Origin of the sequence: Streptomyces sp. LUP30, from assembly GCF_001746365.1 — a bacterium.
In the GTDB taxonomy this organism is placed as follows: Bacteria; Actinomycetota; Actinomycetes; order Streptomycetales; family Streptomycetaceae; genus Streptomyces.
Genome location: NZ_MJAJ01000063.1, coordinates 24079 through 50091, shown reverse-complemented (window position 1 = coordinate 50091; position 26013 = coordinate 24079). Strand labels below are relative to the sequence as shown.

The 26013-nt window shown below is 71.2% G+C and carries 23 protein-coding genes; 20 read left to right on the top strand and 3 right to left on the bottom strand.

Annotated features, from left to right (window positions below):
- Nucleotides 1-1053, top strand: a 1053-nt coding sequence (locus BG482_RS35290) for an AAA family ATPase (RefSeq protein WP_176741550.1), incomplete at its 5' end; no start/stop codon positions are given.
- Nucleotides 1054-1269: 216 nt separating this feature from the next.
- Complete coding sequence (locus BG482_RS35285) at nucleotides 1270-2688, top strand: sugar porter family MFS transporter (protein WP_069773298.1); 1419 nt, start codon at nucleotides 1270-1272, stop codon at nucleotides 2686-2688.
- A 114-nt stretch (nucleotides 2689-2802) separates the two neighbouring features.
- Here the strand turns inward: BG482_RS35285 and BG482_RS35280 are convergent, their stop codons facing one another.
- Nucleotides 2803-3774 (bottom strand): LLM class flavin-dependent oxidoreductase, encoded by a 972-nt coding sequence (locus BG482_RS35280; protein ID WP_069773297.1) that lies wholly within the window; start codon nucleotides 3772-3774, stop codon nucleotides 2803-2805.
- Nucleotides 3775-3980: 206 nt separating this feature from the next.
- On the opposite strand from BG482_RS35280, the gene BG482_RS43050 reads away from it, so the two are divergent.
- Together BG482_RS43050 and ftsY are read left to right on the top strand one after the other, a co-directional pair.
- Entirely contained in the window at nucleotides 3981-4427 is a 447-nt protein-coding gene (locus BG482_RS43050) for a hypothetical protein (RefSeq protein ID WP_107450862.1), read from the top strand.
- A gap of 223 nt (nucleotides 4428-4650) precedes the next feature.
- The gene (ftsY, locus tag BG482_RS35270) at nucleotides 4651-5865 is read left to right on the top strand and encodes a signal recognition particle-docking protein FtsY (protein ID WP_069773296.1); all 1215 of its coding nucleotides are present in this window, start codon (nucleotides 4651-4653) and stop codon (nucleotides 5863-5865) included.
- Between the two features lie 150 nt (nucleotides 5866-6015).
- Here the strand turns inward: ftsY and BG482_RS35265 are convergent, their stop codons facing one another.
- On the bottom strand, nucleotides 6016-6672 hold the full coding sequence (locus BG482_RS35265; protein WP_069773295.1) for a bifunctional DNA primase/polymerase: 657 nt from the start codon (nucleotides 6670-6672) through the stop codon (nucleotides 6016-6018).
- A gap of 469 nt (nucleotides 6673-7141) precedes the next feature.
- On the opposite strand from BG482_RS35265, the gene BG482_RS35260 reads away from it, so the two are divergent.
- The 6 genes from BG482_RS35260 (at nucleotide 7142) to ftsH (ending at nucleotide 16812) form a co-directional block, all read left to right on the top strand.
- Nucleotides 7142-8626, top strand: a complete 1485-nt coding sequence (locus BG482_RS35260; protein WP_069773294.1) for a hypothetical protein — start codon at nucleotides 7142-7144, stop codon at nucleotides 8624-8626.
- Between the two features lie 328 nt (nucleotides 8627-8954).
- The gene (locus BG482_RS35255; protein WP_069773293.1) at nucleotides 8955-10298 is read left to right on the top strand and encodes an ammonium transporter; all 1344 of its coding nucleotides are present in this window, start codon (nucleotides 8955-8957) and stop codon (nucleotides 10296-10298) included.
- Complete coding sequence (locus tag BG482_RS35250) at nucleotides 10295-10633, top strand: P-II family nitrogen regulator (protein ID WP_003997576.1); 339 nt, start codon at nucleotides 10295-10297, stop codon at nucleotides 10631-10633. The genes BG482_RS35255 and BG482_RS35250 overlap by 4 nt, the downstream gene beginning before the upstream one ends.
- 26 nt (nucleotides 10634-10659) lie before the next feature.
- The gene (locus BG482_RS35245; RefSeq protein WP_069773292.1) at nucleotides 10660-13107 is read left to right on the top strand and encodes a [protein-PII] uridylyltransferase; all 2448 of its coding nucleotides are present in this window, start codon (nucleotides 10660-10662) and stop codon (nucleotides 13105-13107) included.
- 120 nt (nucleotides 13108-13227) lie between these two features.
- A complete protein-coding gene (gene ffh / locus BG482_RS35240; protein WP_069773291.1) occupies nucleotides 13228-14778 on the top strand; it encodes a signal recognition particle protein in 1551 nt (516 codons plus the stop codon).
- A gap of 87 nt (nucleotides 14779-14865) precedes the next feature.
- Nucleotides 14866-16812, top strand: coding sequence for an ATP-dependent zinc metalloprotease FtsH (gene ftsH, locus BG482_RS35235; protein WP_069773290.1), 1947 nt, complete (start codon nucleotides 14866-14868; stop codon nucleotides 16810-16812).
- A gap of 61 nt (nucleotides 16813-16873) precedes the next feature.
- On the opposite strand, the gene BG482_RS35230 is transcribed toward ftsH, so the two are convergent.
- Nucleotides 16874-17731, bottom strand: coding sequence for a class I SAM-dependent methyltransferase (locus tag BG482_RS35230; protein WP_079142543.1), 858 nt, complete (start codon nucleotides 17729-17731; stop codon nucleotides 16874-16876).
- A gap of 201 nt (nucleotides 17732-17932) precedes the next feature.
- Between BG482_RS35230 and proS the strand changes: the two genes are divergently transcribed.
- The 10 genes from proS to lepB (BG482_RS35180) all read left to right on the top strand — a co-directional run bounded on the left by proS (nucleotide 17933) and on the right by lepB (BG482_RS35180) (nucleotide 25983).
- On the top strand, nucleotides 17933-19348 hold the full coding sequence (gene proS / locus BG482_RS35225; protein WP_069773288.1) for a proline--tRNA ligase: 1416 nt from the start codon (nucleotides 17933-17935) through the stop codon (nucleotides 19346-19348).
- Nucleotides 19349-19609: 261 nt separating this feature from the next.
- Nucleotides 19610-20206 (top strand): hypothetical protein, encoded by a 597-nt coding sequence (locus tag BG482_RS35220; RefSeq protein WP_069773287.1) that lies wholly within the window; start codon nucleotides 19610-19612, stop codon nucleotides 20204-20206.
- A 328-nt stretch (nucleotides 20207-20534) separates the two neighbouring features.
- Nucleotides 20535-20957 (top strand): 30S ribosomal protein S16, encoded by a 423-nt coding sequence (gene rpsP / locus BG482_RS35215; protein WP_069773286.1) that lies wholly within the window; start codon nucleotides 20535-20537, stop codon nucleotides 20955-20957.
- 5 nt (nucleotides 20958-20962) lie between these two features.
- Nucleotides 20963-21202 (top strand): RNA-binding protein, encoded by a 240-nt coding sequence (locus BG482_RS35210; RefSeq protein ID WP_005479813.1) that lies wholly within the window; start codon nucleotides 20963-20965, stop codon nucleotides 21200-21202.
- A 173-nt stretch (nucleotides 21203-21375) separates the two neighbouring features.
- The gene (rimM, locus tag BG482_RS35205) at nucleotides 21376-21930 is read left to right on the top strand and encodes a ribosome maturation factor RimM (protein WP_069773285.1); all 555 of its coding nucleotides are present in this window, start codon (nucleotides 21376-21378) and stop codon (nucleotides 21928-21930) included.
- A complete protein-coding gene (trmD, locus tag BG482_RS35200; RefSeq protein WP_069773284.1) occupies nucleotides 21930-22763 on the top strand; it encodes a tRNA (guanosine(37)-N1)-methyltransferase TrmD in 834 nt (277 codons plus the stop codon). Before rimM ends, trmD begins: the two co-directional genes overlap by 1 nt.
- A 137-nt stretch (nucleotides 22764-22900) precedes the next feature.
- On the top strand, nucleotides 22901-23251 hold the full coding sequence (gene rplS, locus BG482_RS35195) for a 50S ribosomal protein L19 (protein WP_020128707.1): 351 nt from the start codon (nucleotides 22901-22903) through the stop codon (nucleotides 23249-23251).
- Nucleotides 23252-23296: 45 nt separating this feature from the next.
- Nucleotides 23297-24025, top strand: a complete 729-nt coding sequence (lepB, locus tag BG482_RS35190) for a signal peptidase I (protein WP_069773283.1) — start codon at nucleotides 23297-23299, stop codon at nucleotides 24023-24025.
- Nucleotides 24018-25115 carry a signal peptidase I gene (gene lepB / locus BG482_RS35185; protein WP_069773282.1) on the top strand — a complete coding sequence of 366 codons (1098 nt, stop codon included), beginning with the start codon at nucleotides 24018-24020 and terminating at the stop codon, nucleotides 25113-25115. The genes lepB (BG482_RS35190) and lepB (BG482_RS35185) overlap by 8 nt, the downstream gene beginning before the upstream one ends.
- Nucleotides 25003-25983, top strand: coding sequence for a signal peptidase I (lepB, locus tag BG482_RS35180; protein ID WP_079142541.1), 981 nt, complete (start codon nucleotides 25003-25005; stop codon nucleotides 25981-25983). The genes lepB (BG482_RS35185) and lepB (BG482_RS35180) overlap by 113 nt, the downstream gene beginning before the upstream one ends.
- Nucleotides 25984-26013 lie beyond the last annotated feature (30 nt).

Sequence of the window (26013 nt, the reverse complement as noted above, 5' to 3'; positions counted from 1 at the left end):
CTGCGGCACGAGGCCGCCGTCGCGGAAGCCGTGGCCGCCGGCGCCCGGCAGCTGCTCGCCCACGTCGAGGTGTCCGTCGGGCGCGCCGAGGAGGAGCGCGTCGCCGCCGACGCCGCGAAGGCGCGCCGCGAGCAGGAGCTGGCCGCCGCGCGCACCGCGGGGCGTGATCTGAAGGCGGAACTCGACAAGTTGACGGATTCGGTTCACCGGGGCGAGGTACTCGGAGCGGAGAAGCGGCTGCGGATCGAGCAGCTGGAGACCAAGGCTCTGGAGGAGCTCGGTGTCGAACCGGCGGGGCTCGTCTCGGAGTACGGTCCGCATCAGCCGGTGCCGCCCTCGCCCCCCGCCGAGGGCGAGGAGCTGCCGGAGGATCCGGAGCACCCGCGCAACCGGCCGAGGGCGTTCGTCCGGGCGGAGCAGGAGAAGCGGCTCAGGGCCGCCGAGCGCGCGTACCAGCAGCTCGGCAAGGTCAACCCGCTCGCCCTGGAGGAGTTCTCCGCGCTGGAGGAGCGTCACCAGTTCCTCAGCGAGCAGCTGGAGGACCTCAAGAAGACCCGCACGGACCTGCTGCAGGTGGTCAGGGAGGTCGACGAGCGCGTCGAGCAGGTCTTCACCGAGGCCTTCCGGGACACCGCGCGCGAGTTCGAGGGCGTGTTCGGCCGGCTCTTCCCGGGCGGGGAGGGACGGTTGATCCTGACCGACCCCGACAACATGCTCACCACGGGCGTCGACGTCGAGGCGCGGCCTCCCGGCAAGAGGGTCAAGCGGCTGAGCCTGCTGTCCGGCGGCGAGCGCTCGCTGACCGCCGTCGCCATGCTGGTGTCGATCTTCAAGGCCCGGCCCAGTCCGTTCTACGTCATGGACGAGGTCGAGGCGGCCCTCGACGACACCAACCTGCAGCGGTTGATCCGGATCATGCAGGAGCTGCAGGAGGCCTCCCAGCTCATCGTGATCACCCACCAGAAGCGCACGATGGAGGTCGCCGACGCGCTGTACGGCGTGTCCATGCAGGGTGACGGCGTGTCGAAGGTGATCAGTCAGCGGTTGCGCTGACGACCGGTCGCTCGGCCTTCGAGCCCACGTCGCGACCTGCGCTGTCTTCAAGAAGTGAACGTATGTGACGTGATCTTGTCTGAGTTCTCACAATTTCCCGCGTTTGAATTTGAAACTTGAAGGCATAAGGTCAGGAACGTTGGATTTACCTTCAGGTACCACCTACCTGGAAGGCTGACCGCGCCGGCAGCGTTGCCGGTGGCCCGAGGAGTTCACGTGACCAGCACAGCGCAGGCATCCAAGTCAGGAGCCGGGACGGCTCACCCCGATCATCTCGGGCATGTCATCTTCATCGCTGCGGCGGCCGCGATGGGCGGCTTCCTCTTCGGCTACGACAGCTCCGTCATCAACGGCGCCGTCGAGGCCATCCGGGACCGCTACGACGTGGGCTCCGCCGCCCTCGCCCAGGTGATCGCCATCGCCCTGATCGGCTGCGCCATCGGCGCCGCGACCGCCGGCCGCATGGCGGACCGCATCGGCCGCATCAGGGTCATGCAGATCGCGGCCGTGCTGTTCACGGTCAGCGCCGTCGGCTCGGCCCTGCCCTTCGCGCTCTGGGACTTCGCCCTGTGGCGGGTCGTCGGCGGCTTCGCCATCGGCATGGCCTCGGTGATCGGCCCCGCCTACATCGCCGAGGTCGCCCCGCCCGCCTACCGCGGCCGGCTCGGCTCCTTCCAGCAGGCCGCGATCGTCATCGGCATCGCGATCTCGCAGCTGGTCAACTGGGGTCTGCTCAACTCCGCCGGCGGCGACCAGCGCGGCAAGCTCATGGGCCTGGAGGCCTGGCAGGTCATGCTCGGCGTGATGGTCGTCCCGGCCGTCCTGTACGGCCTGCTCTCCTTCGCCATCCCCGAGTCCCCGCGTTTCCTGATCTCCGTCGGCAAGCGCGAGCGGGCCCGCGACATCCTGGAAGAGGTCGAGGGCGACAAGATCGACCTGGACGCCCGGGTCGCCGAGATCGAGCACGCGATGAAGAGCGAGCACAAGTCCACCTTCAAGGACCTGCTCGGCGGCTCCTTCTTCTTCAAGCCGATCGTCTGGATCGGCATCGGCCTGTCGGTCTTCCAGCAGTTCGTCGGCATCAACGTCGCCTTCTACTACTCCTCGACGCTGTGGCAGTCGGTCGGCGTCGACCCGACGGACTCGTTCTTCTACTCCTTCACGACGTCGATCATCAACATCATCGGCACCGTGATCGCCATGATCTTCGTGGACCGGGTCGGCCGCAGGCCGCTCGCCCTCATCGGCTCCGTCGGCATGGTCGTCGGCCTCGCGCTGGAGGCCTGGGCGTTCTCCTACGACCTCGTCGACGGCAAGCTCCCGGCCGCCCAGGGCTGGATCGCCCTGATCGCCGCCCACGTGTTCGTCCTCTTCTTCGCCCTGTCCTGGGGCGTCGTCGTCTGGGTCTTCCTCGGCGAGATGTTCCCCAACCGGATCCGTGCCGCCGCCCTCGGCGTGGCCGCCTCCGCCCAGTGGATCGCCAACTGGGCCATCACCGCGAGCTTCCCGTCGCTGGCCGACTGGAACCTCTCCGCGACCTACGTGATCTACACGGTCTTCGCCGCGCTCTCCATCCCGTTCGTCCTCAAGTACGTCAAGGAGACGAAGGGCAAGGCACTGGAGGAGATGGGCTGAGCCCCAAGACCGGGCCGAGCCTCACGACGAGGCCTTCGAGCCCCCTGGACTCGAGGAGCCGGGCCAAGTCCCCGCTGCCCGCTCCTCGACACCCGTAGCGCGTGCTGCCCCGGCTCACTCCCCGAGCCGGGGCAGCACGCGTTCGCAGAACAGCCGCAGACTCCGCCAGCCCTCCTCCACCGGCATCCCGCCCGCCAGCGGATGCAGGACCAGGTTGTCGAGCCCCTGCGCCACGCACTCGTCCGGCGTGAGGATCCGGTACACGCCCTCGTCCCGGAGCTCGTCGACCGTGAGCGCGCCCGACCGCACCGCCGAGCGGATGTCCCCGGACTGCCACGAGGCGTACGTCCGGGCCTCGTGCAGGAAGTGGCCGCCGTACCGTGACCAGGCCCGGTCCGGATCCTCGGCGAGGTGCAGCAGCGGGGTCTCGGCGCCGGGCATCATCGTCCAGCCCTCGGTCCCGTACTCGACCAGCCGCTCCTTGTAGTACGCCTCCAGCTCCGGCAGGTGCGCGCTGGGGAAGAAGGGCAGACCGAGCCGGGCGGCCCGGCGGGCGGCGGCCCGCGAGGAGCCGCCGACCAGCAGCAGGGGGTGCGGCGCGGTCCCCGGGCGCGGGGTGACCCGTACCGTACGGCCGCGGTACTCGAACTCCTCGCCGGTCCAGGCCCGCAGCACGGTCTCCAGCAACTCGTCCTGGAGCCGGCCCCGGCGCTTCCAGTCCACGCCCGCCCGGGCGTACTCCTCGGGCCGGTACCCGATCCCGGCGACCGTCACCAGCCGGCCGCCGCTCAGCAGATCGAGCACCGCGATGTCCTCGGCCAGCCGCAGCGGGTCGTGCAACGGGCCGATGACGGCGGAGACGGTCACCGCCAGCCGCCGGGTCGCCCCGAGCACCGCGCCCGCGAAGGCGAACGGGGACGGCAGCCAGTTGTTCTCGACGCCGTGGTGCTCCTCGGTCTGCAGGGTCGTGACCCCGTGCCCGTCCGCGTACGCGGCCATCTCCAGCGCGGCCCGGTAGCGGACGCCCAGCTCTGCGGGGGTCGCACCGGGCGCGACGAGATTGAAACGGACGACGGTGACGGGCATGGGGACCCCCTTCGGCGACGTGGGGGGACGGTAACTGACGCAACGTCAGATGGCCATGCCCGGGAGCCCGCAGGTCGCCTGCCCGCTCGCGCACCCCCCGCCGGCCGTTCGCCGGCGACGGGTGCGCGAGGATCGTCGCGCACGCCCCTTCGAAGATCCGCTGTCGTCGCCCACACGCCGGACGACCTCACGCCAGGAGACGCCCGGTGACGTATGTGGACCCCGAGACCCGGGCCCGGGCCGCCGCGTACGGTCACCCGTTCGCTTCGGAGGAGGTCATCGCGGCCGGGCACGACCTGGCAGCCCGCGTCTGCCGAGAGCTCCGGCGGGCCGGCCTTCCCGCTCATGTCCCGGGTCCGCAGGAGCCGAGCCGACCCGGCGCGGCGGTGGAGGTCGAGCTCCAGGGCGATCACGCCGGAGGCCTCTACGTCCGATGGGGCGCCCCGGAACTGGGCCTGGCCGGGCTGCGGGCGGCGGCGGAACGGCAGGACCCGGCGGCGCCGGAGTGGAAGCGCTACGGCGAGGTCGTCGTGCTCATGCAGACGGCGCTGATCGGAATCCTGCGGCCGGCCGGCTTCTCCGTCGTGCCGGCCGAGGAGGTCGACGACCTCGCCGAGGGTGATGTGTACGTCCACGCCGACCCGCCCTCGTGAGGCCGGGGCCGCCGATGACGAGGGTGCGGGCCCGGCGGGCGGGACGCGCCCCGGGAGCCGGTGCCGGGTGCGGACGGGGGCGAGGACCGAGGCCGGCGACGGTCGCGCCGGGCGCCGTCACGCCGACCAGGACCCGGGGGCCGGCCGGGAGCGGTGATCGGGGCACGGGTGACCGGGTCGCCGTCCGTCCCGGCGTGGAGGGGTCGCGCATACTGGGTGCGTTATGGAAACCGTCATCCTTGCTGTAGTCATCGCCGTGGTCGTGCTCGCGGTGCTCGGCGGGCTCGTCGTCGGCAGTCGACGGCAGAAGTCGCTGCCCCCGCCGCCCCCCACCGCGCCCGACATCACCGCCCCGCCGACCGAGCCGCACGTCGGCGACGAGGCCGAGACGCCGCGCGACGAACCGCGCCGCACGATCGAGGAGGTGGACCTCCCCGGTGGCGGCGCGACCGGCACCGCCGTCGAGGAGCCGCCCGCCGGTCCCGTCGTCGAGGTCCCCGAGCTCGAGATCCCGGAGCCCACCGAGGGACGGCTCATCCGTCTCCGCGCGCGGCTCTCCCGTTCGCAGAACGCCCTCGGCAAGGGGCTGCTCACGCTGCTCTCGCGCGAGCACCTCGACGAGGACACCTGGGAGGAGATCGAGGACACGCTGCTCACCGCCGACGTCGGCGTGCAGCCCACCCAGGAACTGGTCGAGCGGCTGCGCGAGCGCGTGAAGGTGCTCGGCACCCGCACCCCGGAGGAACTGCGCGCGCTCCTGCGCGACGAGCTCCTCAAGCTGGTCGGCACGGACGTCGACCGCACGGTGAAGACCGAGCCGGCGGACCGCAAGCCGGGCATCGTGATGGTCGTCGGAGTCAACGGCACCGGCAAGACCACCACCACCGGCAAGCTCGCGCGCGTGCTCGTGGCCGACGGGCGCACCGTCGTGCTGGGCGCCGCCGACACCTTCCGCGCCGCCGCCGCCGACCAGCTCCAGACCTGGGGCGAGCGCGTCGGCGCCCACACCGTGCGCGGCCCCGAGGCCGGCGACCCCGCCTCCGTCGCGTTCGACGCGGTGAAGGAGGGCAAGGAGATGGGGGTCGACGTCGTCCTCATCGACACCGCCGGCCGGCTGCACACCAAGACCGGACTCATGGACGAGCTCGGCAAGGTCAAGCGGGTCGTCGAGAAGCACGCCCCGCTGGACGAGGTGCTGCTCGTCCTCGACGCCACCACGGGGCAGAACGGGCTCGTCCAGGCCCGGGTCTTCGCCGAGGTCGTGGCCATCACCGGCATCGTGCTGACGAAGCTGGACGGCACGGCCAAGGGCGGCATCGTGGTCGCGGTCCAGCGCGAGCTGGGCGTCCCGGTCAAGCTGGTGGGACTCGGCGAGGGCGCGGACGACCTGGCGCCGTTCGAGCCGGAGGCGTTCGTCGACGCCCTCATCGGCGACTGAGAAGCCCAGCCGCGAGAAGCGCCCGCCCCCAGGTGCAGTGGGAGCGGGCGCTTCGCTGTGTACGCCGCCGCACTCGTCGCACCCGTGGCGCGCGCACGCACGCGGCGTACCGCTGGTGCGGCCGGCCCCGGCCCCGGCCCCCACTCGGGCTCAGGCGCGTGAGCGGTGGGCCAGGTAGGCCAGGGTGCCCAGCAGCAGTCGCGCCTCCGGGGGGCGGGTGGCCGAGTCCAGCGCGGGCGGGCGCAGCCAGCGTGCCGGGCCGAGACCGCCGCGGTCGGAGGGTGGGGCCGTGATGTGCGTGCCGGGGCCGAGACCGCGCAGGTCGAGGGCGGTCGGGTCGTCCCAGCCCATGCGGTAGAGCAGGCCGGGCAGTTCCGCGGCGGCGCCGGGGGCGACGAAGAACTGGGTGCGCCCCTGCGGGGTGGCGACGACCGGGCCGAGGGGCAGGCCCATGCGCTCCAGGCGGACCAGGGCGCGACGTCCGGCGGCCTCGGCGACGTCGATGACGTCGAACGCGCGCCCGACGGGCAGCATGATCGCGGCGCCAGGGAACTCCGACCAGGTCCTGATCACGTCGTCGAGGGTGGCTCCGCCGGGGACCCGGGGGGCGAAGTCCAGAGGGTGCGCGCCCGGAGCCCGGCAGTCGGGGCGTCCGCACGAGCAGACGCCCGCCGCGGCCCGCGCGCCCGGCACGGCGTCCCAGCCCCACAGTCCCGTGAACTCGGCGACGGCGGTGCACTCGGACGAGCGACCCCGCCTGCGCGCGCCGGAACGGATCTCGCGAATGCCGCCGATCGTGAAGCCCATGCCCCCTCCAACGGGTCCGACTGCCCCCTCCAACGGGTCCCGCGCAGCTATGGTTACGCAGCGGTCCCGCACTGTGACTCTGTGTGTTGTCGCTTCCCGCGGAGCGTCCGTTCCAGGCAGCGCATGGAGGCGTTCTCGGTGGTGTGCTCGACCGTGCGCGCCCCTGAGTGCTTCGCTCCGCTCACTCTCGGCTGTCCTATGTCAAGTGAATCGCGTACGAGGCGCCGAGAGTTCATTCGAAGGGGTGGCGAATGGTGGCGTTTCCGGGATCGCCGTGGCTGGGAGCGTGATCGTAGGACTACTTTGAGTATGCGGGTCATGGAGGCACATGCGCTTGCGGGTATGCCGGAGGCAAGTCGCCTTTCCGTTCGAAGGGTGACAAGTGCCGTACGGCGGGCCGTATTTACCGGCATTCTGATAGGGCTTGGCGCACTCGGTGACAAGTGGTCTCAGGAATGGGGGCGTTCCAGTGAGCGGCAACGGCGGAAGCGGAACCAACGCTGCGGGCGCGGACAAGCGCCCGAACGAGCTGCTCACTTCGTGGTTCGTGCGCAGCGGCTGGTCGAAGGGCGAACTGGCCCGCCAAGTCAACCGTCGAGCCCGGCAGTTGGGCGCCAACCACATCTCCACGGACACCTCCCGGGTGCGCCGCTGGCTGGACGGCGAGAACCCCCGCGAGCCCATCCCCAGGATCCTGTCCGAGCTGTTCTCCGAGCGGTTCGGCTGCGTCGTCTCCGTCGAGGACCTCGGGCTGCGCGCCGCGCGCCAGTCGCCCTCCGCGACCGGCGTCGACCTGCCGTGGACGGCCCCGCAGACGGTGGCCCAGCTCAGCGAGTTCTCGCGCAGCGACCTGATGCTGGCCCGGCGCGGCTTCCTCGGGACGTCGCTCGCCCTGTGCGCGGGGCCGTCCCTCATCGAGCCCATGCAGCGCTGGCTGGTCCCCTCGCCGCCCGCCCAGCTCGCGGAACCGGACTCGATGCCGACCAGCCGGGCCCGCGGCCGGCTCTCCCGGCCCGAACTGGAGCTGCTGGAGTCCACCACCGTGATGTTCCGGCAGTGGGACGCGCAGTGCGGAGGCGGTCTGCGCCGCAAGGCGGTCGTCGGGCAGCTGCACGAGGTGACCGACCTGCTCCAGGAGCCGCAGCCCGAGGCCACCTCGAAGAAGCTGTTCAAGGTCGCCGCCGAACTGGCGGAGCTGGCCGGCTGGATGTCGTACGACGTGGGCCTGCAGCCGACCGCGCAGAAGTACTTCGTCCTCGCCCTGCACGCCGCCAAGGAGGCCGGCGACCGGCCGCTGGGCAGTTACGTGCTGTCCAGCATGAGCCGTCAGATGATCCACCTCGGCCGGCCCGAGGACGCTCTGGAGCTGATCCACCTCGCGCAGTACGGCAGCCGTGACTGCGCCAGTCCGCGCACCCAGTCCATGCTGTATGCGATGGAGGCCCGCGCCTACGCCAACATGGGGCAGCCCGGCCGGTGCAAGCGGGCGGTGCGGATGGCCGAGGACACCTTCGCCGAGGCCGACGAGTGGGACGAGCCCGACCCGGACTGGATCCGATTCTTCTCCGAGGCCGAGCTGTACGGCGAGAACAGCCACTCCTTCCGCGACCTCGCCTATGTCGCCGGCCGCAGCCCCACGTACGCCTCGCTGGCCGAGCCCCTGATGCGCAGGGCCGTCGAGCTGTTCGCGGGCGACTGCGACCACCAGCGGTCCTATGTGCTGAACCTGATCGGCATGGCCACCGTCCATCTGCTGCAGCGTGAGCCCGAGCAGAGCGCCACCCTCGCCACCCAGGCCATGAAGGAGGCGAAGAAGGTGCGCTCCGAACGGGTGAACACGCGTATCCGAAAGACCGTCGACAGCGCTGTACGCGATTTCGGGGAGCTCTCCGAGGTCGTGGACCTCACCGAACGGCTCACCATCGAGCTCCCGGAGACGGCCGAGGCGGTCTGACCCGCCCCGCGCAACCCCGGTACCCCGGCCGCGGCCGGCCCTCCCGAACAGCCCGACTCGGCTCCCCCGTGCCAGGTCATCGGAAGGCCGACCGCGGCCGGTTTCACTTCCTCCGGTGAAGGTTGCGCCACGATAACGATCCACTCGCCGGACATCAGGCAGTTCATCGAGGCGTAACGCAGGAGACGTCTTCGTCACGGCGGCGAAACAACGAGGGGCTTCCACCGAAACGGCACTGCGCGAATCTCATGGCGCATAACCGGCCCACCCCTCACGAACCCGCTCTGGCTTCGCCCGCACGGGGCCGTACTACGACGAGGAGACGCCGATGGCAGCAGCCATCACGCTTGCCGCGGAGGCACCCAAGCTTTCCTCCGCGAACACAGGCTTCATGCTCATCTGTTCCGCCCTGGTGCTGATCATGACCCCGGGCCTCGCCTTCTTCTACGGCGGCATGGTCCGCGTCAAGAGCACGCTGAACATGCTGATGATGAGCTTCATCAGCATAGGGATCGTCACCATCCTGTGGGTGCTGTACGGCTTCTCGCTCGCGTTCGGGACCGACTCGGGCAGCCTCATCGGCTGGAACTCCGACTGGGTCGGCCTCAGCAACATCGGCCTGACGCAGCTGTGGGACGGCTACACCATCCCGATCTTCGTGTTCATGGTCTTCCAGATGATGTTCGCCATCATCACGCCCGCCCTGATCAGCGGCGCGCTCGCCGACCGCGTGAAGTTCTCCGCCTGGGCGCTGTTCGTCGCGCTGTGGGCCACGGTCGTCTACTTCCCGGTCGCGCACTGGGTCTGGGGCGCCGGCGGCTGGGCCTTCGAACTGGGCGTCATCGACTTCGCGGGCGGTACGGCGGTCCACATCAACGCCGGCGCCGCGGCCCTCGGTGTGATCCTCGTCATCGGCAAGCGCGTCGGGTTCAAGAAGGACCCGATGCGCCCGCACAGCCTGCCGCTGGTGATGCTCGGCGCCGGTCTGCTGTGGTTCGGCTGGTTCGGCTTCAACGCCGGCTCGTGGCTCGGCAACGACGACGGCGTCGGCGCGCTGATGTTCGTCAACACGCAGGTCGCCACCGCCGCCGCCATGCTGGCCTGGCTCGCCTACGAGAAGATCCGCCACGGTGCGTTCACCACGCTGGGCGCCGCCTCCGGCGCGGTCGCCGGTCTGGTCGCCATCACCCCCTCGGGCGGTGCGGTCTCCCCGCTCGGCGCGATCGCCGTCGGCGCCATCGCCGGTGTGCTGTGCGCCATGGCCGTCGGCCTGAAGTACAGGTTCGGTTACGACGACTCGCTCGACGTCGTCGGCGTCCACCTCGTCGGCGGTATCGCCGGCTCCCTGCTGATCGGCTTCTTCGCCACCGGCAAGGGCCAGTCCGACGCGACCGGCGTCTTCTACGGCGACCACTCCTTCGACCAGCTGTGGAAGCAGTGCGCCGGCGTCTTCGCGATCCTCGCCTACTCGCTGGTGGTCTCCGCGATCCTCGCCTTCCTCCTCGACAAGACCATCGGCATGCGGGTCTCCGAGGACGACGAGATCGCCGGCATCGACCAGGCGGAGCACGCCGAGACCGCATACGACTTCAGCGGTGCCGGCGGCGGCGCCGCCCGCACGACCGCCCTCCCGACCGCGGTCGCCGACGCGAGCAAGAAGGTGGACGCATGAAGCTCATCACCGCCGTCGTGAAGCCCCACCGGCTCGACGAGATCAAGGAAGCCCTGCAGGCCTTCGGCGTGCACGGCCTGACGGTCACCGAGGCCAGCGGCTACGGTCGTCAGCGGGGCCACACCGAGGTCTACCGTGGTGCCGAGTACACCGTCGACCTGGTGCCCAAGATCCGCATCGAGGTGCTGGCCGAGGACGACGACGCCGAGCAGCTGATCGACGTCATCGTCAAGGCGGCCCGCACCGGCAAGATCGGTGACGGCAAGGTCTGGTCCCTCCCGGTCGAGACGGCCGTACGGGTCCGCACCGGCGAGCGCGGCCCGGACGCGCTCTGACGGCAGAACAGAACAGGAGTCGCTGGGTGACGAGTACGGACTGGCGCAAGGATGCAGAGGACTCGGGACCCAGCGGCTACGCGGCGGCCCGGCTGCGCCTCCTCACCGAGGGGGCGCGGTCCGGGCCGCCGCGCCGTGCGGCCCTCGCCGAACTGACCGACGAATGGCTGGCCGGGCTGTTCGCCGCCGGCGCCGAGGACCTGAAGGGCGTGTCCCTGGTCGCCGTCGGCGGCTACGGCCGCGGCGAGCTGTCCCCGCGCAGCGACCTCGACCTCCTCCTGCTGCACGACGGCGCCGACGGCAAGGCCGTCGCGGCCCTCGCCGACCGCCTCTGGTACCCCGTCTGGGATCTGGGCCTGGCCCTCGACCACTCCGTGCGCACCCCGGCGGAGGCCCGCAGGACCGCCGGGGAGGACCTCAAGGTCCAGCTCGGCCTGCTGGACGCCCGCCACCTCGCCGGCGACCTCGGTCTGACCGCCGGGCTGCGGACGTCGGTCCTCGCCGACTGGCGCAACCAGGCGCCCAAGCGGCTGCCCGAGCTCCAGGAACTCTGCGCCGAGCGCGCCGAACGCCAGGGCGAACTGCAGTACCTGCTGGAACCCGACCTCAAGGAGGCGCGCGGCGGGCTGCGGGACGCCACCGCGCTGCGCGCCGTCGCCGCCTCCTGGCTGGCGGACGCGCCCCGCGAGGGCCTCGACGACGCCCGCCGCCGGCTCCTCGACGTACGGGACGCCCTGCACCTGGCCACGGGCCGCGCGACGGACCGGCTCGCCCTCCAGGAACAGGACCAGGTCGCCGCCGAGCTGGGCCTGCTGGACGCGGACACCCTGCTGCGGCAGGTGTACGAGGCGGCACGGGTCATCTCGTACGCGAGCGACGTCACCTGGCGTGAGGTGGGGCGCGTGCTGCGGTCGCGCGCCGTGCGGCCCCGGCTGCGCGCCATGCTGGGCGGCGGCAAGCCCGCGCCCGAGCGGTCGCCGCTGGCCGAGGGCGTCGTCGAGCAGGACGGCGAAGTGGTGCTCGCCCGTGCCGCCCGCCCCGAACGCGACCCCGTGCTCCCGCTGCGCGCCGCGGCCGCCGCCGCACAGGCCGGTCTCCCGCTCTCCCTGCACGCCGTGCGGCGCCTCGCCGCGACCGTGCGCCCCCTGCCCACGCCCTGGCCCGCCGAGGCCCGTGAGCAGCTGGTCACCCTGCTCGGCTCCGGCCGGCCCACCGTCGAGGTCTGGGAGGCGCTGGAGGCCGAGGGCCTGATCACACAGCTGCTGCCCGACTGGGAGCGGGTGCGCTGCCGGCCGCAGCGCAACGCCGTGCACATCTGGACCGTCGACCGGCACCTCATCGAGACGGCCGTGCGCGCCTCCGAGTTCACCCGCCGCGTCAGCCGCCCCGACCTCCTCCTGGTCGCCGCCCTGCTGCACGACATCGGCAAGGGCTGGCCCGGCGACCACTCCGTCGCGGGCGAGATCATCGCCAAGGACGTCGCCGCCCGCATCGGCTTCGACCGTGCGGACGTGGCGGTGCTGTCCTCCCTCGTCCGGCACCACCTGCTGCTCGTCGAGACGGCCACCCGGCGCGATCTGGAGGACCCCGCCACGGTCCGCTCGGTCGCCGACGCGGTCGGCTCGCAGAGCACCCTGGAGCTGCTGCACGCGCTCACCGAGGCGGACGCGCTCGCCACCGGGCCCGCCGCCTGGTCCTCCTGGCGGGGTTCGCTCGTGGCGGACCTGGTCAAGCGGGTCGCGGCGGTGCTCGCCGGGGCCGAGCCCGAGGAGCCCGACACGGCCGCGCCCACCGCCGAGCAGGAGCGGCTCGCCATCGAGGCGATCGCCACCGGCAGCCCGGTCCTGTCGTTGCACGCCCAGACGGAGCCACCCGCGGAGGACCGGCCCGCCGACGACCCCGAGCCGCTGGGGGTGGAGCTGCTCATCGCGGTGCCCGACCAGGCCGGGGTGCTGCCCGCGGTGGCCGGCGTGCTCGCCGTGCACCGGCTGACCGTCCGCACGGCCGAGCTGCGCGCCCTGGACCTGCCGACCGGGGTCGAGGGCTCGGTCCTGCTGCTGAACTGGCGGGTGGCCGCCGAGTACGGCTCGCTGCCCCAGGCAGCCCGGCTCCGCGCCGACCTCGTACGCGCCCTCGACGGCTCGCTGGACATCGGCGGCCGCCTCGCGGAACGGGACGCCGCCTACCCCCGCCGCCGGGGCGTGGTGGCGCCCCCGTCGCGGGTGACGGTGGCCTCCGCGGCCTCCCGGCACGCCACGGTCATCGAGGTGCGCGCCCAGGACGCGCCGGGCCTGCTGTTCCGGATCGGCCAGGCCCTGGAGGACGCGGGACTGCACGTGCGCAGCATGCACGTCTCGACCCTCGGCGCGAACGCCGTGGACGCCTTCTACGTCACCGGAGCCGACGGCGCGCCCCTGCCCGCGGACGAGGCCGCCTCCGTCACCCGCAAGCTGGAGGAGACGCTGCGGGCGTGATCACGGGCCGCGCGAGTCGTCCCCGTCCGCTGAATACAGCAGGCGGGGACGAATGCCTTGCGCGGCCGGATACCCTGGAAGACGCTCAGACTGCCCCCGACTCCGAGGACCGACGCCGCCGTGTTCGATACTCTCTCCGATCGCCTTTCAGCGACCTTCAAGAACTTGCGCGGCAAGGGGCGCCTGAGCGAAGCGGACATCGACGCCACGGCGCGCGAGATCCGCATCGCGCTCCTCGAGGCCGACGTCGCCCTGCCGGTCGTCCGCACGTTCATCAAGAACGTCAAGGAGCGGGCCCTCGGCTCCGAGGTCTCCAAGGCGCTGAACCCCGCCCAGCAGGTCCTGAAGATCGTCAACGACGAACTCGTGACGATCCTCGGCGGCGAGACCCGCCGGCTGCGCTTCGCCAAGCAGCCGCCCACCGTGATCATGCTCGCGGGCCTGCAGGGCGCCGGTAAGACCACCCTCGCGGGCAAGCTGGGCCGCTGGCTGAAGGAGCAGGGCCACTCGCCGCTGCTCGTCGCCTGCGACCTCCAGCGCCCCAACGCCGTCAACCAGCTCAGCGTCGTCGCCGAGCGCGCCGGTGTGGCCGTCTACGCCCCGCAGCCGGGCAACGGCGTGGGCGACCCGGTGCAGGTCGCCAAGGACTCCATCGAGTTCGCGAAGGCCAAGGTCCACGACATCGTGATCGTGGACACCGCCGGCCGGCTCGGCATCGACGCCGAGCTGATGCGGCAGGCCGCGGACATCCGCGACGCCGTCTCGCCCGACGAGATCCTCTTCGTCGTCGACGCGATGATCGGTCAGGACGCGGTCAACACCGCCGAGGCCTTCCGTGACGGCGTCGGATTCGACGGCGTGGTGCTGTCCAAGCTCGACGGCGACGCCCGCGGCGGCGCCGCCCTGTCGATCGCCTCGGTGACCGGCAAGCCGATCATGTTCGCGTCGAACGGCGAGAAGCTCGACGAGTTCGACGCCTTCCACCCTGACCGGATGGCCTCCCGCATCCTCGACATGGGTGACCTGCTCACCCTGATCGAGCAGGCGGAGAAGACGTTCAGCCAGGAAGAGGCCCAGAAGATGGCCTCCAAGCTGGCGTCCAAGAAGGGCCAGGACTTCACCCTGGACGACTTCCTGGCCCAGATGGAGCAGGTCAGGAAGATGGGCAGCATCTCCAAGCTGCTCGGCATGCTGCCCGGCATGGGCCAGATCAAGGACCAGATCGCCAACCTCGACGAGCGGGACGTCGACCGCACGGCCGCGATCATCAAGTCGATGACCCCGGCCGAGCGCCAGGAACCGACGATCATCAACGGCTCGCGCCGCGCCCGTATCGCCAAGGGCTCCGGCGTCGAGGTCAGCGCCGTGAAGGGCCTGGTCGAGCGGTTCTTCGAGGCCCGCAAGATGATGTCCCGCATGGCCCAGGGCGGCGGCATGCCCGGGATGCCGGGGATGCCGGGCATGGGCGGCGGCGCCGGCCGGACGAAGAAGCAGCCCAAGCAGGCCAAGGGCAAGCAGCGCTCCGGCAACCCGATGAAGCGCAAGCAGCAGGAGCTGGAGGCGGCCCAGCGCCGCGAGGCCCAGGCCCAGGGCGGCAACGCGCTCGGGCTGCCGCAGCAGGGCGCTCAGGACTTCGAGCTGCCGGACGAGTTCAAGAAGTTCATGGGCTGAGTCCCCGACACCGCCGAGGGCGCCCTCCGCAGCCGGAGGGCGCCCTCAGCGCGTGCCGTGCCCCGGGCTCTGTCGTAACGTCCAGATATGAGCAATGCCGCTCCGGCGCGCAAGACTCCGGAACAGCCATGGCGCACCGAGGGCACCCCCGACGACGGATCGCGCCCTCCGGACGGCAGGAGGGCGCGCGGCCGCTGGTGGGGGCTGGCCGTCACCGCGGTGGTCGTCTTCCTGCTGGTGTACATCGGGCTGAACTACCTCGGCGGGGGAGACGAGCCGACGATCTCCTACACGGAGTTCAGCAGACAGGTCGACTCGGGCAACGTCGACAAGATCTACTCCAAGGGCGACGCGATCCAGGGACAGCTCAAGAAGGCCCGCGAGGACCCTGACGGCGGCGGCGAGTACACCACGTTCAAGACCCAGCGCCCGGCCTTCGCGGACGACGATCTCTGGCAGAGCCTGGACCGCCGGCACGTCACGGTGACCGCGCGTCCGGTCGTGCAGCAGCGCAGCCTGCTGTCCAACGTGCTGCTCTCGCTGGCGCCGATCGTGCTGCTCGCGGCCTTGTGGATCTTCTTCGCCCGGCGCTTCGGCGGCGGCCCGGGGGGCGCGGGCGGCATGCTCGGGCGCAAGGCGCCGCCCAGACCGGTGGGGCTGCGGCCCGGCGCCCGGCGCACCACGTTCGCCGACGTGGCCGGCATCGACGAGGTCAAGGGCGAGCTGGACGACGTCGTCGACTTCCTGGAACACCCCGAGCTGTACCGCCGGATGGGCGCGAAGATGCCCCGTGGCGTCCTGCTCGCCGGCTCGCCGGGCACCGGAAAGACCCTGCTGGCGCGTGCGGTGGCGGGCGAGGCCGGCGTGCCGTTCTTCTCCGCCTCGGCGTCGGAGTTCATCGAGATGATCGTCGGCGTCGGCGCGTCCCGGGTCCGCGAGCTGTTCGCCGAGGCTCGCAAGGTGGCGCCGTCGATCATCTTCATCGACGAGATCGACACCATCGGCCGGGCCCGCGGCGGCGGCGCCTCGGTGAGCGGTCACGACGAGCGCGAGCAGACGCTGAACCAGATCCTCACCGAGATGGACGGCTTCACGGGCTCCGAGGGCGTCATCGTCATCGCGGCGACCAACCGCGCCGACATCCTCGACCCGGCGCTGACCCGCCCCGGCCGCTTCGACCGGGTAGTGAGCGTCTCCCCGCCGGACCGCGCCGGACGCGAGGCGATCCTCGGCATCCACACCCGCGAGATCCCGCTCGCCCCCGATGTGGACCTGTCCCGGGTGGCCCGGACCACCCCGGGCATGACGGGAGCGGATCTGGCCAATCTCGCCAACGAGGCCGCGCTGCTCGCCGTGAAGCGCAAACAGGACCAGGTGACGCAGTCCGACCTGTCCGAGGCGCTGGAGAAGGTGCAGCTCGGGGCCGAACGCACACTGATCATGCCCGAGGAGGACCGCCGGCGCACCGCCTTCCACGAGAGCGGCCACGCTCTCCTGGGCATGCTGCAGCCCGGCGCCGACCCGGTCCGCAAGGTCACCATCGTGCCGCGCGGCCGGGCCCTCGGGGTGACCATGTCGACCCCCGAGGTGGAGCGGTACGCGCTCTCCGAGGAGTACCTGCGCGGCCGGATCATCGGCGCCCTCGGCGGCATGGCCGCCGAGCAGGTCGTCTACGGCGTCGTCACGACCGGCGCCGAGAACGACCTGGAGCAGGTCACCAACATCGCGCGCGGGATGGTCGCGCGCTGGGGCATGAGCGAACGGGTGGGCCGCCTCTCCGCCCTCCCCAACGACGCCCAGCAGGCCTACGGTCTCGCCGCCGCCCCGGCGACCCTCGACGCCATCGACCACGAGATGCGGCGCATCGTCGACGACTGCTACGAGGAGGCCTGCCGCAAACTCCGCGATCACCGGGGGCAGTTGGACGCCCTGGCCCTGGCGCTGCTGGAACACGAGACGCTGGAGGAGGCGGACGCGTACCGGATCGCCGGCATCACCCGGCAGACCAGGACCGACGAGGGGCCAGGGACCTGACGGGCGCGGCCCGCGGCGGACGCGTGCACCGGAGCGTCAGCGAGCCGTGTGCACGGCAGCGTCAGGGAGTGCGGGCGATCAGGTACCGGAACACGTTCGGCATCCACACCGTGCCGTCCGAGCGCCGGTAGGGGTGCAGCGCCTCCGTGACCTCCTTGTCGACCTGCGCCTGGTCCGTCGCCGCGACCGCCGCGTCGAACAGGCCCGTGGACAGCAGCCCCTTGAGGGCGCTGTCCAGGTCGGCGTACCCGAAGGGGCAGGCGACCCGGCCCGATCCGTCCGGCCGCAGTCCGGCCCGCCGGGCGGCGTCCTCCAGGTCGTCGCGGAGCGCCGGACGTAACCGGACCGTGCCGCGGTCCTGGTCCGCCAGCTTGGCCGCGACCCGGAGCACCGCCGTGGTGGCGCAGCGCTCGGGCGGTCCCCAGCCCACCAGCACCACGGGCGCGCCGCGCCGGGCGAGCGGCGTCGCGGCCGCCAGCACCTCGGTCAGTTCCTCCGTCTCGCCCGCCACCTGTCCGATCGGCTCGAACGCCGTCACCACGGTGTACGCGGAGGCCGGCCCGGACGGCCGGTCCGTGGGCAGCCGGTCGGTGAGCCGGACGTCCGCACGCGCGCGTGCCTCCCGGTTCTCCCCGAGCAGCCGCTCGCGGGCGAGGGCCAGCCGTGCGGGGGAGGAGGACTCGACGCCGGTGAGCACAGCGCCTCTGGAGGCCGCCATCACCAGGGCGAGCCCGGAGCCGCAGCCGAGGGACAGAAGCCGGGTGCCCGGCCCCACGTCCAGTCGCTCGTGGACGGCCTCGTAGAGCGGAACCAGCATCCGCTCCTGGATCTCGGACCAGTCACGCGCGCGTGCACCCAGATCCGCGCGGGACGTCGGCCCCGCGTGTGGCAGATGCTGTCGCACGAGCACAGGTGTCATGGAAAAGCGCCCCAATCCGCCGGGAGTCTGCCGCTCGACTCGCTCAGGTGGGCCCCCGTGCAGTGCCCTCGCACCGCTCCCGTATGCCAGGTAACTCCCCGTCTGCGGCCGCGTCCAGGGGTTGCGGTGTCCTGGTTGGGGACGGCATGTGCCTGTGGCGAGAATTCACATTCCCGCAACTCGGAGCCGTACCATCGCGCCATGGCCAAGGCACCCGTTCTCACCCCGCGGGCGGACGACTTCCCCCGGTGGTACCAGGATGTGATCAACAAGGCGGAACTGGCCGACAACGGCCCGGTGCGCGGCACGATGGTGATCCGACCGTACGGCTACGGTCTCTGGGAGCGGATGCAGTCGGAGATGGACGCCCGCATCAAGGAGACCGGCGCCCAGAACGCGTACTTCCCCCTGTTGATCCCGCAGTCGTACCTGACGCGCGAGGCGGACCATGTCGAGGGTTTCGCGCCGGAGCTGGCCGTGGTCACGCACGGCGGCGGCAAGGAACTGGAGGAACCGGCGGTGGTGCGGCCCACCTCCGAGACCATCGTCAACGAGTACTTCTCCAAGTGGGTGCAGAGTTACCGCGACCTGCCGCTGCTGATCAACCAGTGGGCCAACGTGGTCCGTTGGGAACTGCGGCCCCGACTCTTCCTGCGTACGTCGGAGTTCCTCTGGCAGGAGGGCCACACCGCGCACGCCACCTGCGAGGAGGCCCGCGACTTCGCCGCCCGCATCCATCGCGAGGTCTACGGCGACTTCCTGGAGAACGTCCTCGCGATCGACTCGGTCGCCGGCCGCAAGACGGTCCGCGAACGCTTCGCGGGCGCCGTCAACACGCTCACCCTGGAAAGCATGATGGGCGACGGCAAGGCCCTGCAGATGGTCACCAGCCATGAGCTGGGCCAGAACTTCGCCAAGGCTTTCGGCACCCGCTACCTGTCGAAGGACGGCACTCAGGAACTGGTCTGGCAGACCTCCTGGGGCTCGACGACCCGCATGATCGGCGCGCTGGTGATGACCCACGGCGACGACGACGGGCTGCGGGTGCCGCCGCGGCTGGCGCAGGTGCAGGCCGTCGTCCTGGCGATCAAGGACGACGAGGCGGTTCTGGCCGAGGTCCACGAGCTGGGCGAGCGGCTGAAGGCGGCGGGCGTCCGCGTCCACGTGGACGACCGCACCGACGTCCCCTTCGGGCGGCGCGCCGTCGACTGGGAGCTCAAGGGCGTGCCCGTCCGGATCGAGATCGGGCCCCGTGACCTGGACGGCGGCACGGCGGTGCTGGTCCGCCGGATCGCCGGGCGCAAGGAAGCGGTGCCGATCGACCGGCTGGTGGGCCTGGTGCCCGACGTCCTGGAGGAGGACCAGGCGCTGCTCCTGAGCCAGTCCCGTGAGCGCCGCGAGTCCCGCACGACGGACGTGTCCACGATCGAGGAGGCGGCCGAGGCGGCCCTCGCCGGGGGCTGGGCGCGCATCCCGTGGGCGGTCCTCGGCGAGGAGGGGGAGGCCGCACTGGCCGAGCGGTCGCTGACCGTACGGTGTCTGGTCGCCGAGGACGGGTCGGTGCCGGACGCCGGGGACGCTCCCGGTAACGTCGCGGTCGTCGCACGCGCTTACTGAAGCAGCGCCTTCCGTGGGCGAGAGCGACCGAAACGCCTCTTGCGCCCCGGCGGGACATCCGCACCCCGGCGCGCGGACCTGGTCTACGCGCCGGGTCGTAGCGAGGACTACGCACCAGCTTGGTATGAGCTGTGAGGCTTCTCCGCAGATCAGCGCACCCGCCCTCGTCCGGACGCATCAGTGCCAACTGACGGGTACGTGCAAATTATTTGGGATGCCCCGGAATAGGAACACAGGGGCACCCCCGCTCGTTGTCATTACGTGAGCACGACACAGACACCACCAGTTCTCGCCGCAGAGCTGGCAGAGGCGTGGGCCGACATTCAGCGGTACCACCCCGAACTGCCGGATCTCGCCGCGCCAGAGTCCCTGATCGGGGAGTCGTCGTCCGCCTGCGGTCACGAGCTCTCCTTCGAGCGACTGCTCCATGAGGCAGTCCATGGCATCGCCGCCGCCCGCGGCGTCCGCGACACCTCCCGTGCCGGCCGCTACCACAACCGCAGATTCCTCGCGATCGCCGAGGAACTGGGGCTGGACCACCCCGAGGAGCCCCACCCCAGCAGCGGGTTCTCCCTGGTGACGCTCAACCCGGAGGCGAAGCGTCGCTACCGGCCCACCATCGAGCGCCTCCAGCGGGCCCTCAAGGCCCACACGGCGGCCACCTCCGCCGACACCGCCCGCACCTTCCGCGGTCCGGCGGCCCGGCACGGCTCCTCGGGCGGAGGCGTCCGGGTCAAGGCCGTCTGCGACTGCGGGCGCAACGTGCGGGTCGTGCCCTCGGTCCTGGCCCAGGCGCCGATCGTGTGCGGGGGCTGCGGCAAACCGTTCCGGATCCCGGAGATCGCCGGGGCGGCGTAACTCCGGACGGTCCTGCACCGGCATCTCGTGGCTGCCGGTCGACGACGGGAAGGCAGGGGTGCGTGCGGCCGGGGCATACGGCACCGGCTCCGGCCGCGCACCCGAAGAGCGTCCGTGACGCCGGGCGCCGATGGGGTGTGCCCCGGCGGCCAGGCCCCCTCGGCCCGAGGCGACCCGCGGGGTGTGGCACAATGGCTAGCTGTACTCGACAGTCGCACAGGACCCCTCTCTCCTCCGGCTGACGCGTCCATCGGGCACTCGGGTACCGCAACCCCACGCGGCAACTTCGCCGTGCCCAATCACGTCAAAACCAGGAGAACCCACTCCAGTGGCAGTCAAGATCAAGCTGAAGCGTCTGGGCAAGATCCGTTCGCCTCACTACCGCATCGTCATCGCCGACTCCCGTACCCGTCGTGACGGCCGTGCGATCGAGGAGATCGGCAAGTACCAGCCGACGTACCACCCCTCGATCATCGAGGTGGACGCCGACCGTGTGGCGTACTGGCTGAGTGTCGGCGCGCAGCCGACCGAGCCCGTGCTCGCCATCCTGAAGAAGACCGGCGACTGGCAGAAGTTCAAGGGCGAGCCCGCCCCGGCGCCGCTGCTCGTCGCCGAGCCGAAGAAGGCTCGCCCGTCGTTCGAGGCCCTCGGCGGCGACGACTCGGGCAAGGGTGAGGCGATCACCCAGAAGAAGAAGGCCGAGAAGAAGGACGAGGCTGCCGCCGAGTCCTCCGAGTCGACCGAGGCCTGAGCAGCATGCTCGAAGAGGCGCTTGAGCACCTCGTGAAGGGCATCGTCGACAACCCCGACGATGTGCAGGTCGCCTCGCGTGACCTGCGCCGCGGGCGCGTGCTCGAGGTCCGGGTCCACCCGGACGACCTCGGCAAGGTGATCGGCCGCAACGGCCGCACCGCACGCGCTCTGCGCACCGTCGTGGGCGCCATCGGCGGCCGGGGCGTCCGCGTCGACCTCGTCGACGTGGATCACGTCCGCTGACGCGTTTCGCAGCACCGGCTCGGGCCGGGGAGGGCCACTGGGCCGTCCCCGGCCCGTAGTCGTTCCGGCACTCGTGACCCCGGGCATGACGTACTCGTGACCAGGCGTGAAGGGTCACGACAGGGCATGACAGGCACGGCAGGCATGACAGGCACGACAGGAGATCTTGAGAAGTGCAGCTCGTAGTCGGACGGATCGGCCGCGCCCACGGCATCAAGGGCGAGGTCACCGTCGAGGTACGCACCGACGAGCCGGAGCTGCGGCTCGCGCCCGGCGCCGTCCTGTCCACGGACCCGGCCTCGACCGGCCCGCTGACCATCGAGACCGGCCGGGTGCACAGCGGCCGTCTCCTCCTGCGCTTCGAGGGAGTGCGCGACCGCAATGCCGCCGAAGCCCTGCGCAACACGCTCCTGATCGCCGAGGTCGATCCCGAGGAGCTGCCCGAGGAGGAGGACGAGTACTACGACCACCAGCTGATGGACCTGGACGTGGTCACCAAGGACGGCGAGGAGATCGGCCGGATCACCGAGATCTCCCACCTCCCCTCCCAGGACCTCTTCATCGTCGAGCGGCCCGACGGCAGCGAGGTGATGATCCCGTTCGTCGAGTCGATCGTCACCGAGATCGACCTGGAGGAGCAGCGGGCGGTCATCGACCCGCCGCCCGGTCTGATCGACGACCGCGCCGAGATCGCCTCCGCCCGCGACTCGGCCGGGGACGAGTCCTGATGCGCCTCGACGTCGTCACGATCTTCCCCGAGTACCTCGACCCGCTGAACGTCTCCCTCGTCGGCAAGGCACGCGCGCGTGGCCGGCTGGACGTGCGCGTGCACGATCTGCGGGAGTGGACCTACGACCGGCACAACACGGTCGACGACACCCCCTACGGCGGCGGTCCGGGCATGGTCATGAAGACCGACCCCTGGGGCGACGCCCTCGACACCGTCCTCGCCGACGGCTACGAGACGGGCGCGCACTCCCCGGCGATCGTCGTGCCGACGCCGAGCGGGCGCCCCTTCACGCAGGAACTGGCCGTCGAACTCTCCGAGCGGCCCTGGCTGATCTTCACGCCCGCCCGCTACGAGGGCATCGACCGGCGCGTCGTCGACGAGTACGCCGCCCGGGTCCCCGTCTACGAGGTCTCCATCGGCGACTACGTGCTGGCCGGCGGGGAGGCCGCCGTGCTGGTCGTCACCGAGGCGGTGGCCCGTCTGCTGCCCGGCGTGCTCGGCAACGCCGAGTCCCACCGGGACGACTCCTTCGCCCCCGGCGCCATGGCCAACCTCCTGGAAGGCCCCGTGTACACGAAGCCGCCCGCGTGGCGAGGCCGGGAGATCCCGGAGGTGCTGCTCAGCGGACACCACGGCAGGATCGCCCGCTGGCGACGCGACGAGGCACTGCGCCGCACGACCGCCAACCGGCCCGACCTGATAGAGCGCTGCGCGCCGAAGGCCTTCGACAAGAAGGACCGCGAGATGCTCTCCATCCTCGGCTGGGCGCCCGACCCCGAGGGTGAGCCCTACGGTCGATTTTGGCGCAGGACCGAGGGCGTGGAAGAATAGGCCGCTGTTGTGCGCCGTCCGGTGTGCGCCCCTGCCGCAGGGGGACACGACGCCCGCCTCGACGGGCACACGGCACTCAATCCTCGAACATCTAGTTCCGTTGATGACCTGTGGCATCAGCGAAGAAAGCAGACGAAATGTCTCACCTGCTCGACTCCGTCGACGCCGCGTCGCTGCGCAGCGACGTCCCGGCCTTCCGCCCGGGTGACACCGTCAACGTCCACGTCCGCGTCATCGAGGGCAACCGCTCCCGTGTGCAGCAGTTCAAGGGCGTCGTCATCCGCCGTCAGGGCGCCGGTGTCCGCGAGACCTTCACGGTCCGCAAGGTCTCCTTCTCCGTCGGCGTGGAGCGCACCTTCCCGGTGCACACCCCGATCGTCGAGAAGATCGAGCTCGTGACCCGCGGCGACGTGCGTCGCGCCAAGCTCTACTACCTCCGTGAGCTCCGCGGCAAGGCCGCGAAGATCAAGGAGAAGCGCGACAACTGAGCGCCTTCCGGAGTTCACAGAGGGGCCGGATAGCATCTGGCCCCGATGGACACCGAAGCTCAGCCGACGGAGCGCGACCGCTCCTCCCGCCCTTCCGCACCCGAGGACGTCTCCCAGGAGACCCCGGGCCCGGAGGGACCGGAGGGGCGGTCGCGTTTCGCGTTCGCGGGGCGGATCTCCGGGTGGCTGCCTGGCGGCCGGGTCAGTCTCACTTTGCTGATCTGCCTGGTGTTTTTGCTGGTCCTCAACGCTTTCGTGGCACAACCGTTCCAGATTCCCAGCGGATCCATGGAAAACGGATTGAGGATCGGCGACCGCGTTCTCGTAAATAAGTTGGCGTACCGTTTCGGTGCCGAGCCGCGGCGCGGCGACGTCGTCGTGTTCGACGGCACCGGCTACTTCGGGAACTCCGACTACGTCAAGCGCGTCGTGGGGGTAGGGGGAGACCGAGTGGTCTGCTGCGACAAGGAGGGGAGGATCCAGGTGAACGGCCGGTCGGTCGACGAGTCGACGTTCCTGTATCCCGGCGACAGCCCGTCCACGGTCGGCTTCGACGTGGTCGTGCCCGACGGCACCCTCTTCGTCCTCGGCGACCATCGCGGCCGCTCCAGCGACTCGCGGGACCACCTCGGCTCACCGGGCGGCGGCATGATCCCCGTCGACGACGTGATCGGCCGCGCCGACTGGATCGTCTGGCCCTTCGCGCACCTGACCCGGCTGTCCCGCCCGAGCGCCTACGCGCGTGTGCCCGGCGCGGAGGGCGCCCATGGGTAACCGCGGCAGACCGCGCGGCGTACCCGCGTCACCGGCGGACAACCTGCTGCCCACGGGCTCGCGGCGGACCGCCGTTCCGAGCGGCGGGCGCTCGCGCGCGGAGCGGCGCAAACTGCAGCGCAAGGTCAAGCGCAAGCGCAGGCGGTCGGCCGTCCGGGAGATTCCCCTGCTGGTCGGCGTCGCCGTTCTGATCGCCCTCGTCCTGAAGACGTTCCTCGTCCAGGCCTTCGTGATCCCGTCCGGCTCCATGGAGCAGACGATCCAGATCGGCGACCGCGTCCTGGTCGACAAGTTCACCCCGTGGTTCGGCTCCAAGCCCGAGCGCGGGGACGTCGTCGTGTTCAAGGACCCGGGCGGCTGGCTCAACGACGAGCAGACCACCGCGAAGAAGAAGGACCCGGTCGTCGTCAAGCAGGTCAAGGAGGGGCTCACCTTCATCGGCCTGCTGCCGTCCGACAACGAGAAGGACCTCATCAAGCGCGTCGTCGGGGTGGGTGGCGACCGGGTGGTGTGCTGCGACACCCAGGGGCGGGTGACCGTCAACGGCGCTCCGCTGGAGGAGGGGCCGTATCTGTATCCCGGCAACGCGCCCTCCAGCACCCCGTTCGACATCACCGTCCCCCCGGGCCGGCTGTGGGTGATGGGCGATCACCGGGCCAATTCGGCCGACTCCCGCTTCCACCAGAACACCGACTACGGCGGCACCGTCTCGGAGGACGAGGTGGTGGGCCGGGCCATGGTCATCGCCTGGCCGCTGGGCCACTGGGTGCGCCTCAAGGAACCGCAAACTTTCTCCTCCGTGACCGGCTCGGCCGCCGGGGCGACCGCGTCCGCCCGGCTGTCGCATAGTGTTGCTCCCGGCGATCCGAACGGATCGATTCGACAACTCCCGAGCCCTGCGGAACTCCCGCTCGTTATGGGAGTGGTGGGCCTGCGTCGTACATGGGGCAGGCAGCGGCACAGAGTGAGGAGTTGGCGTGGGGGATGTGGCGGTTGGCGCACGGTCCGGGCACGACGGCGAGGATCACCGCGGGCACCCCGTGGAAGCCGCCGACCGGGCGCCGGACGACGGCGTGACCTCCGGGAGTGACCCTGCGGCGGGCGGCGACGGCCCGCCGTCGAGCGAGCCGCCCGGGACCGGCGGCGAGGGTTCGGGCGGTCCGGCGCCGAAGGCGAAGAAGCCCCGCTCCTTCTGGAAGGAGCTGCCGATCCTGATCGGCATCGCGCTCGTCCTGGCGCTGTTGATCAAGACGTTCCTGGTGCAGGCCTTCTCCATCCCGTCGGCGTCGATGGAGAACACCCTGAAGATCGGCGACCGGGTCCTCGTGGACAAACTGACCCCGTGGTTCGGCTCCGAGCCCGAGCGTGGCGAGGTCGTCGTCTTCCACGACCCCGACGACTGGCTGGCAGGCGAGAACACGGCCGAACCGAACGCCTTCCAGACCGTCCTCAGCTGGATCGGCCTGATGCCGTCCGCGGAGGAGAAGGACCTGATCAAGCGGGTCATCGGCGTCGGTGGTGACACCGTCTCCTGCAAGGGCACCGGCCCGCTCACGGTCAACGGCAAGGCGCTGAACGAGCCCTACGTCTACCCCGGCAACACCCCGTGCAGCCAGGACGACCAGGGCGGCCAGTTCACCGTGAAGGTCCCCAAGGGCTTCGTCTGGGTCATGGGCGACCACCGGCAGAACTCGCGCGACTCGCGCTACAACCAGTCGGACAAGAACCACGGCATGGTCCCCGTCGACCAGGTCGTCGGACGCGCCATCGTCAAGGCCTGGCCGATCAGTCACTGGGGCACGCTGCCGGTGCCGGACACCTTCGACCAGACCGGCCTGAACGACCAGTCCGCGGCCTCCGCGGCGCTGACGGTCGCTCCGGGAGGCCTCGCCCTGGTGGGCGCCGTGCCGGTCGTCCTGTGGCGTCGCCGGCGGGTCGGGGACGCCGACACCCGCTGACCTCTCCCTCTCCGCCGTGCAAACCCTTTC

Bases quoted from the DNA above. Each gene is read 5' to 3' on its own strand.
- proS (WP_069773288.1), top strand. From the start codon at position 17,933: ATGGCCAAGGCACCCGTTCTCACCCCGCGGGCGGACGACTTCCCCCGG.
- lepB (WP_069773282.1), top strand. From the start codon at position 24,018: ATGGGTAACCGCGGCAGACCGCGCGGCGTACCCGCGTCACCGGCGGAC.
- ftsH (WP_069773290.1), top strand. From the start codon at position 14,866: ATGAGCAATGCCGCTCCGGCGCGCAAGACTCCGGAACAGCCATGGCGC.
- BG482_RS35265 (WP_069773295.1), bottom strand. From the start codon at position 6,672: ATGGGCTTCACGATCGGCGGCATTCGCGAGATCCGTTCCGGCGCGCGC.
- ftsY (WP_069773296.1), top strand. From the start codon at position 4,651: ATGGAAACCGTCATCCTTGCTGTAGTCATCGCCGTGGTCGTGCTCGCG.
- lepB (WP_069773283.1), top strand. From the start codon at position 23,297: ATGGACACCGAAGCTCAGCCGACGGAGCGCGACCGCTCCTCCCGCCCT.
- BG482_RS35255 (WP_069773293.1), top strand. From the start codon at position 8,955: ATGGCAGCAGCCATCACGCTTGCCGCGGAGGCACCCAAGCTTTCCTCC.
- trmD (WP_069773284.1), top strand. From the start codon at position 21,930: ATGCGCCTCGACGTCGTCACGATCTTCCCCGAGTACCTCGACCCGCTG.
- rplS (WP_020128707.1), top strand. From the start codon at position 22,901: ATGTCTCACCTGCTCGACTCCGTCGACGCCGCGTCGCTGCGCAGCGAC.
- BG482_RS35210 (WP_005479813.1), top strand. From the start codon at position 20,963: ATGCTCGAAGAGGCGCTTGAGCACCTCGTGAAGGGCATCGTCGACAAC.
- BG482_RS35250 (WP_003997576.1), top strand. From the start codon at position 10,295: ATGAAGCTCATCACCGCCGTCGTGAAGCCCCACCGGCTCGACGAGATC.
- BG482_RS35280 (WP_069773297.1), bottom strand. From the start codon at position 3,774: ATGCCCGTCACCGTCGTCCGTTTCAATCTCGTCGCGCCCGGTGCGACC.
- BG482_RS35230 (WP_079142543.1), bottom strand. From the start codon at position 17,731: ATGACACCTGTGCTCGTGCGACAGCATCTGCCACACGCGGGGCCGACG.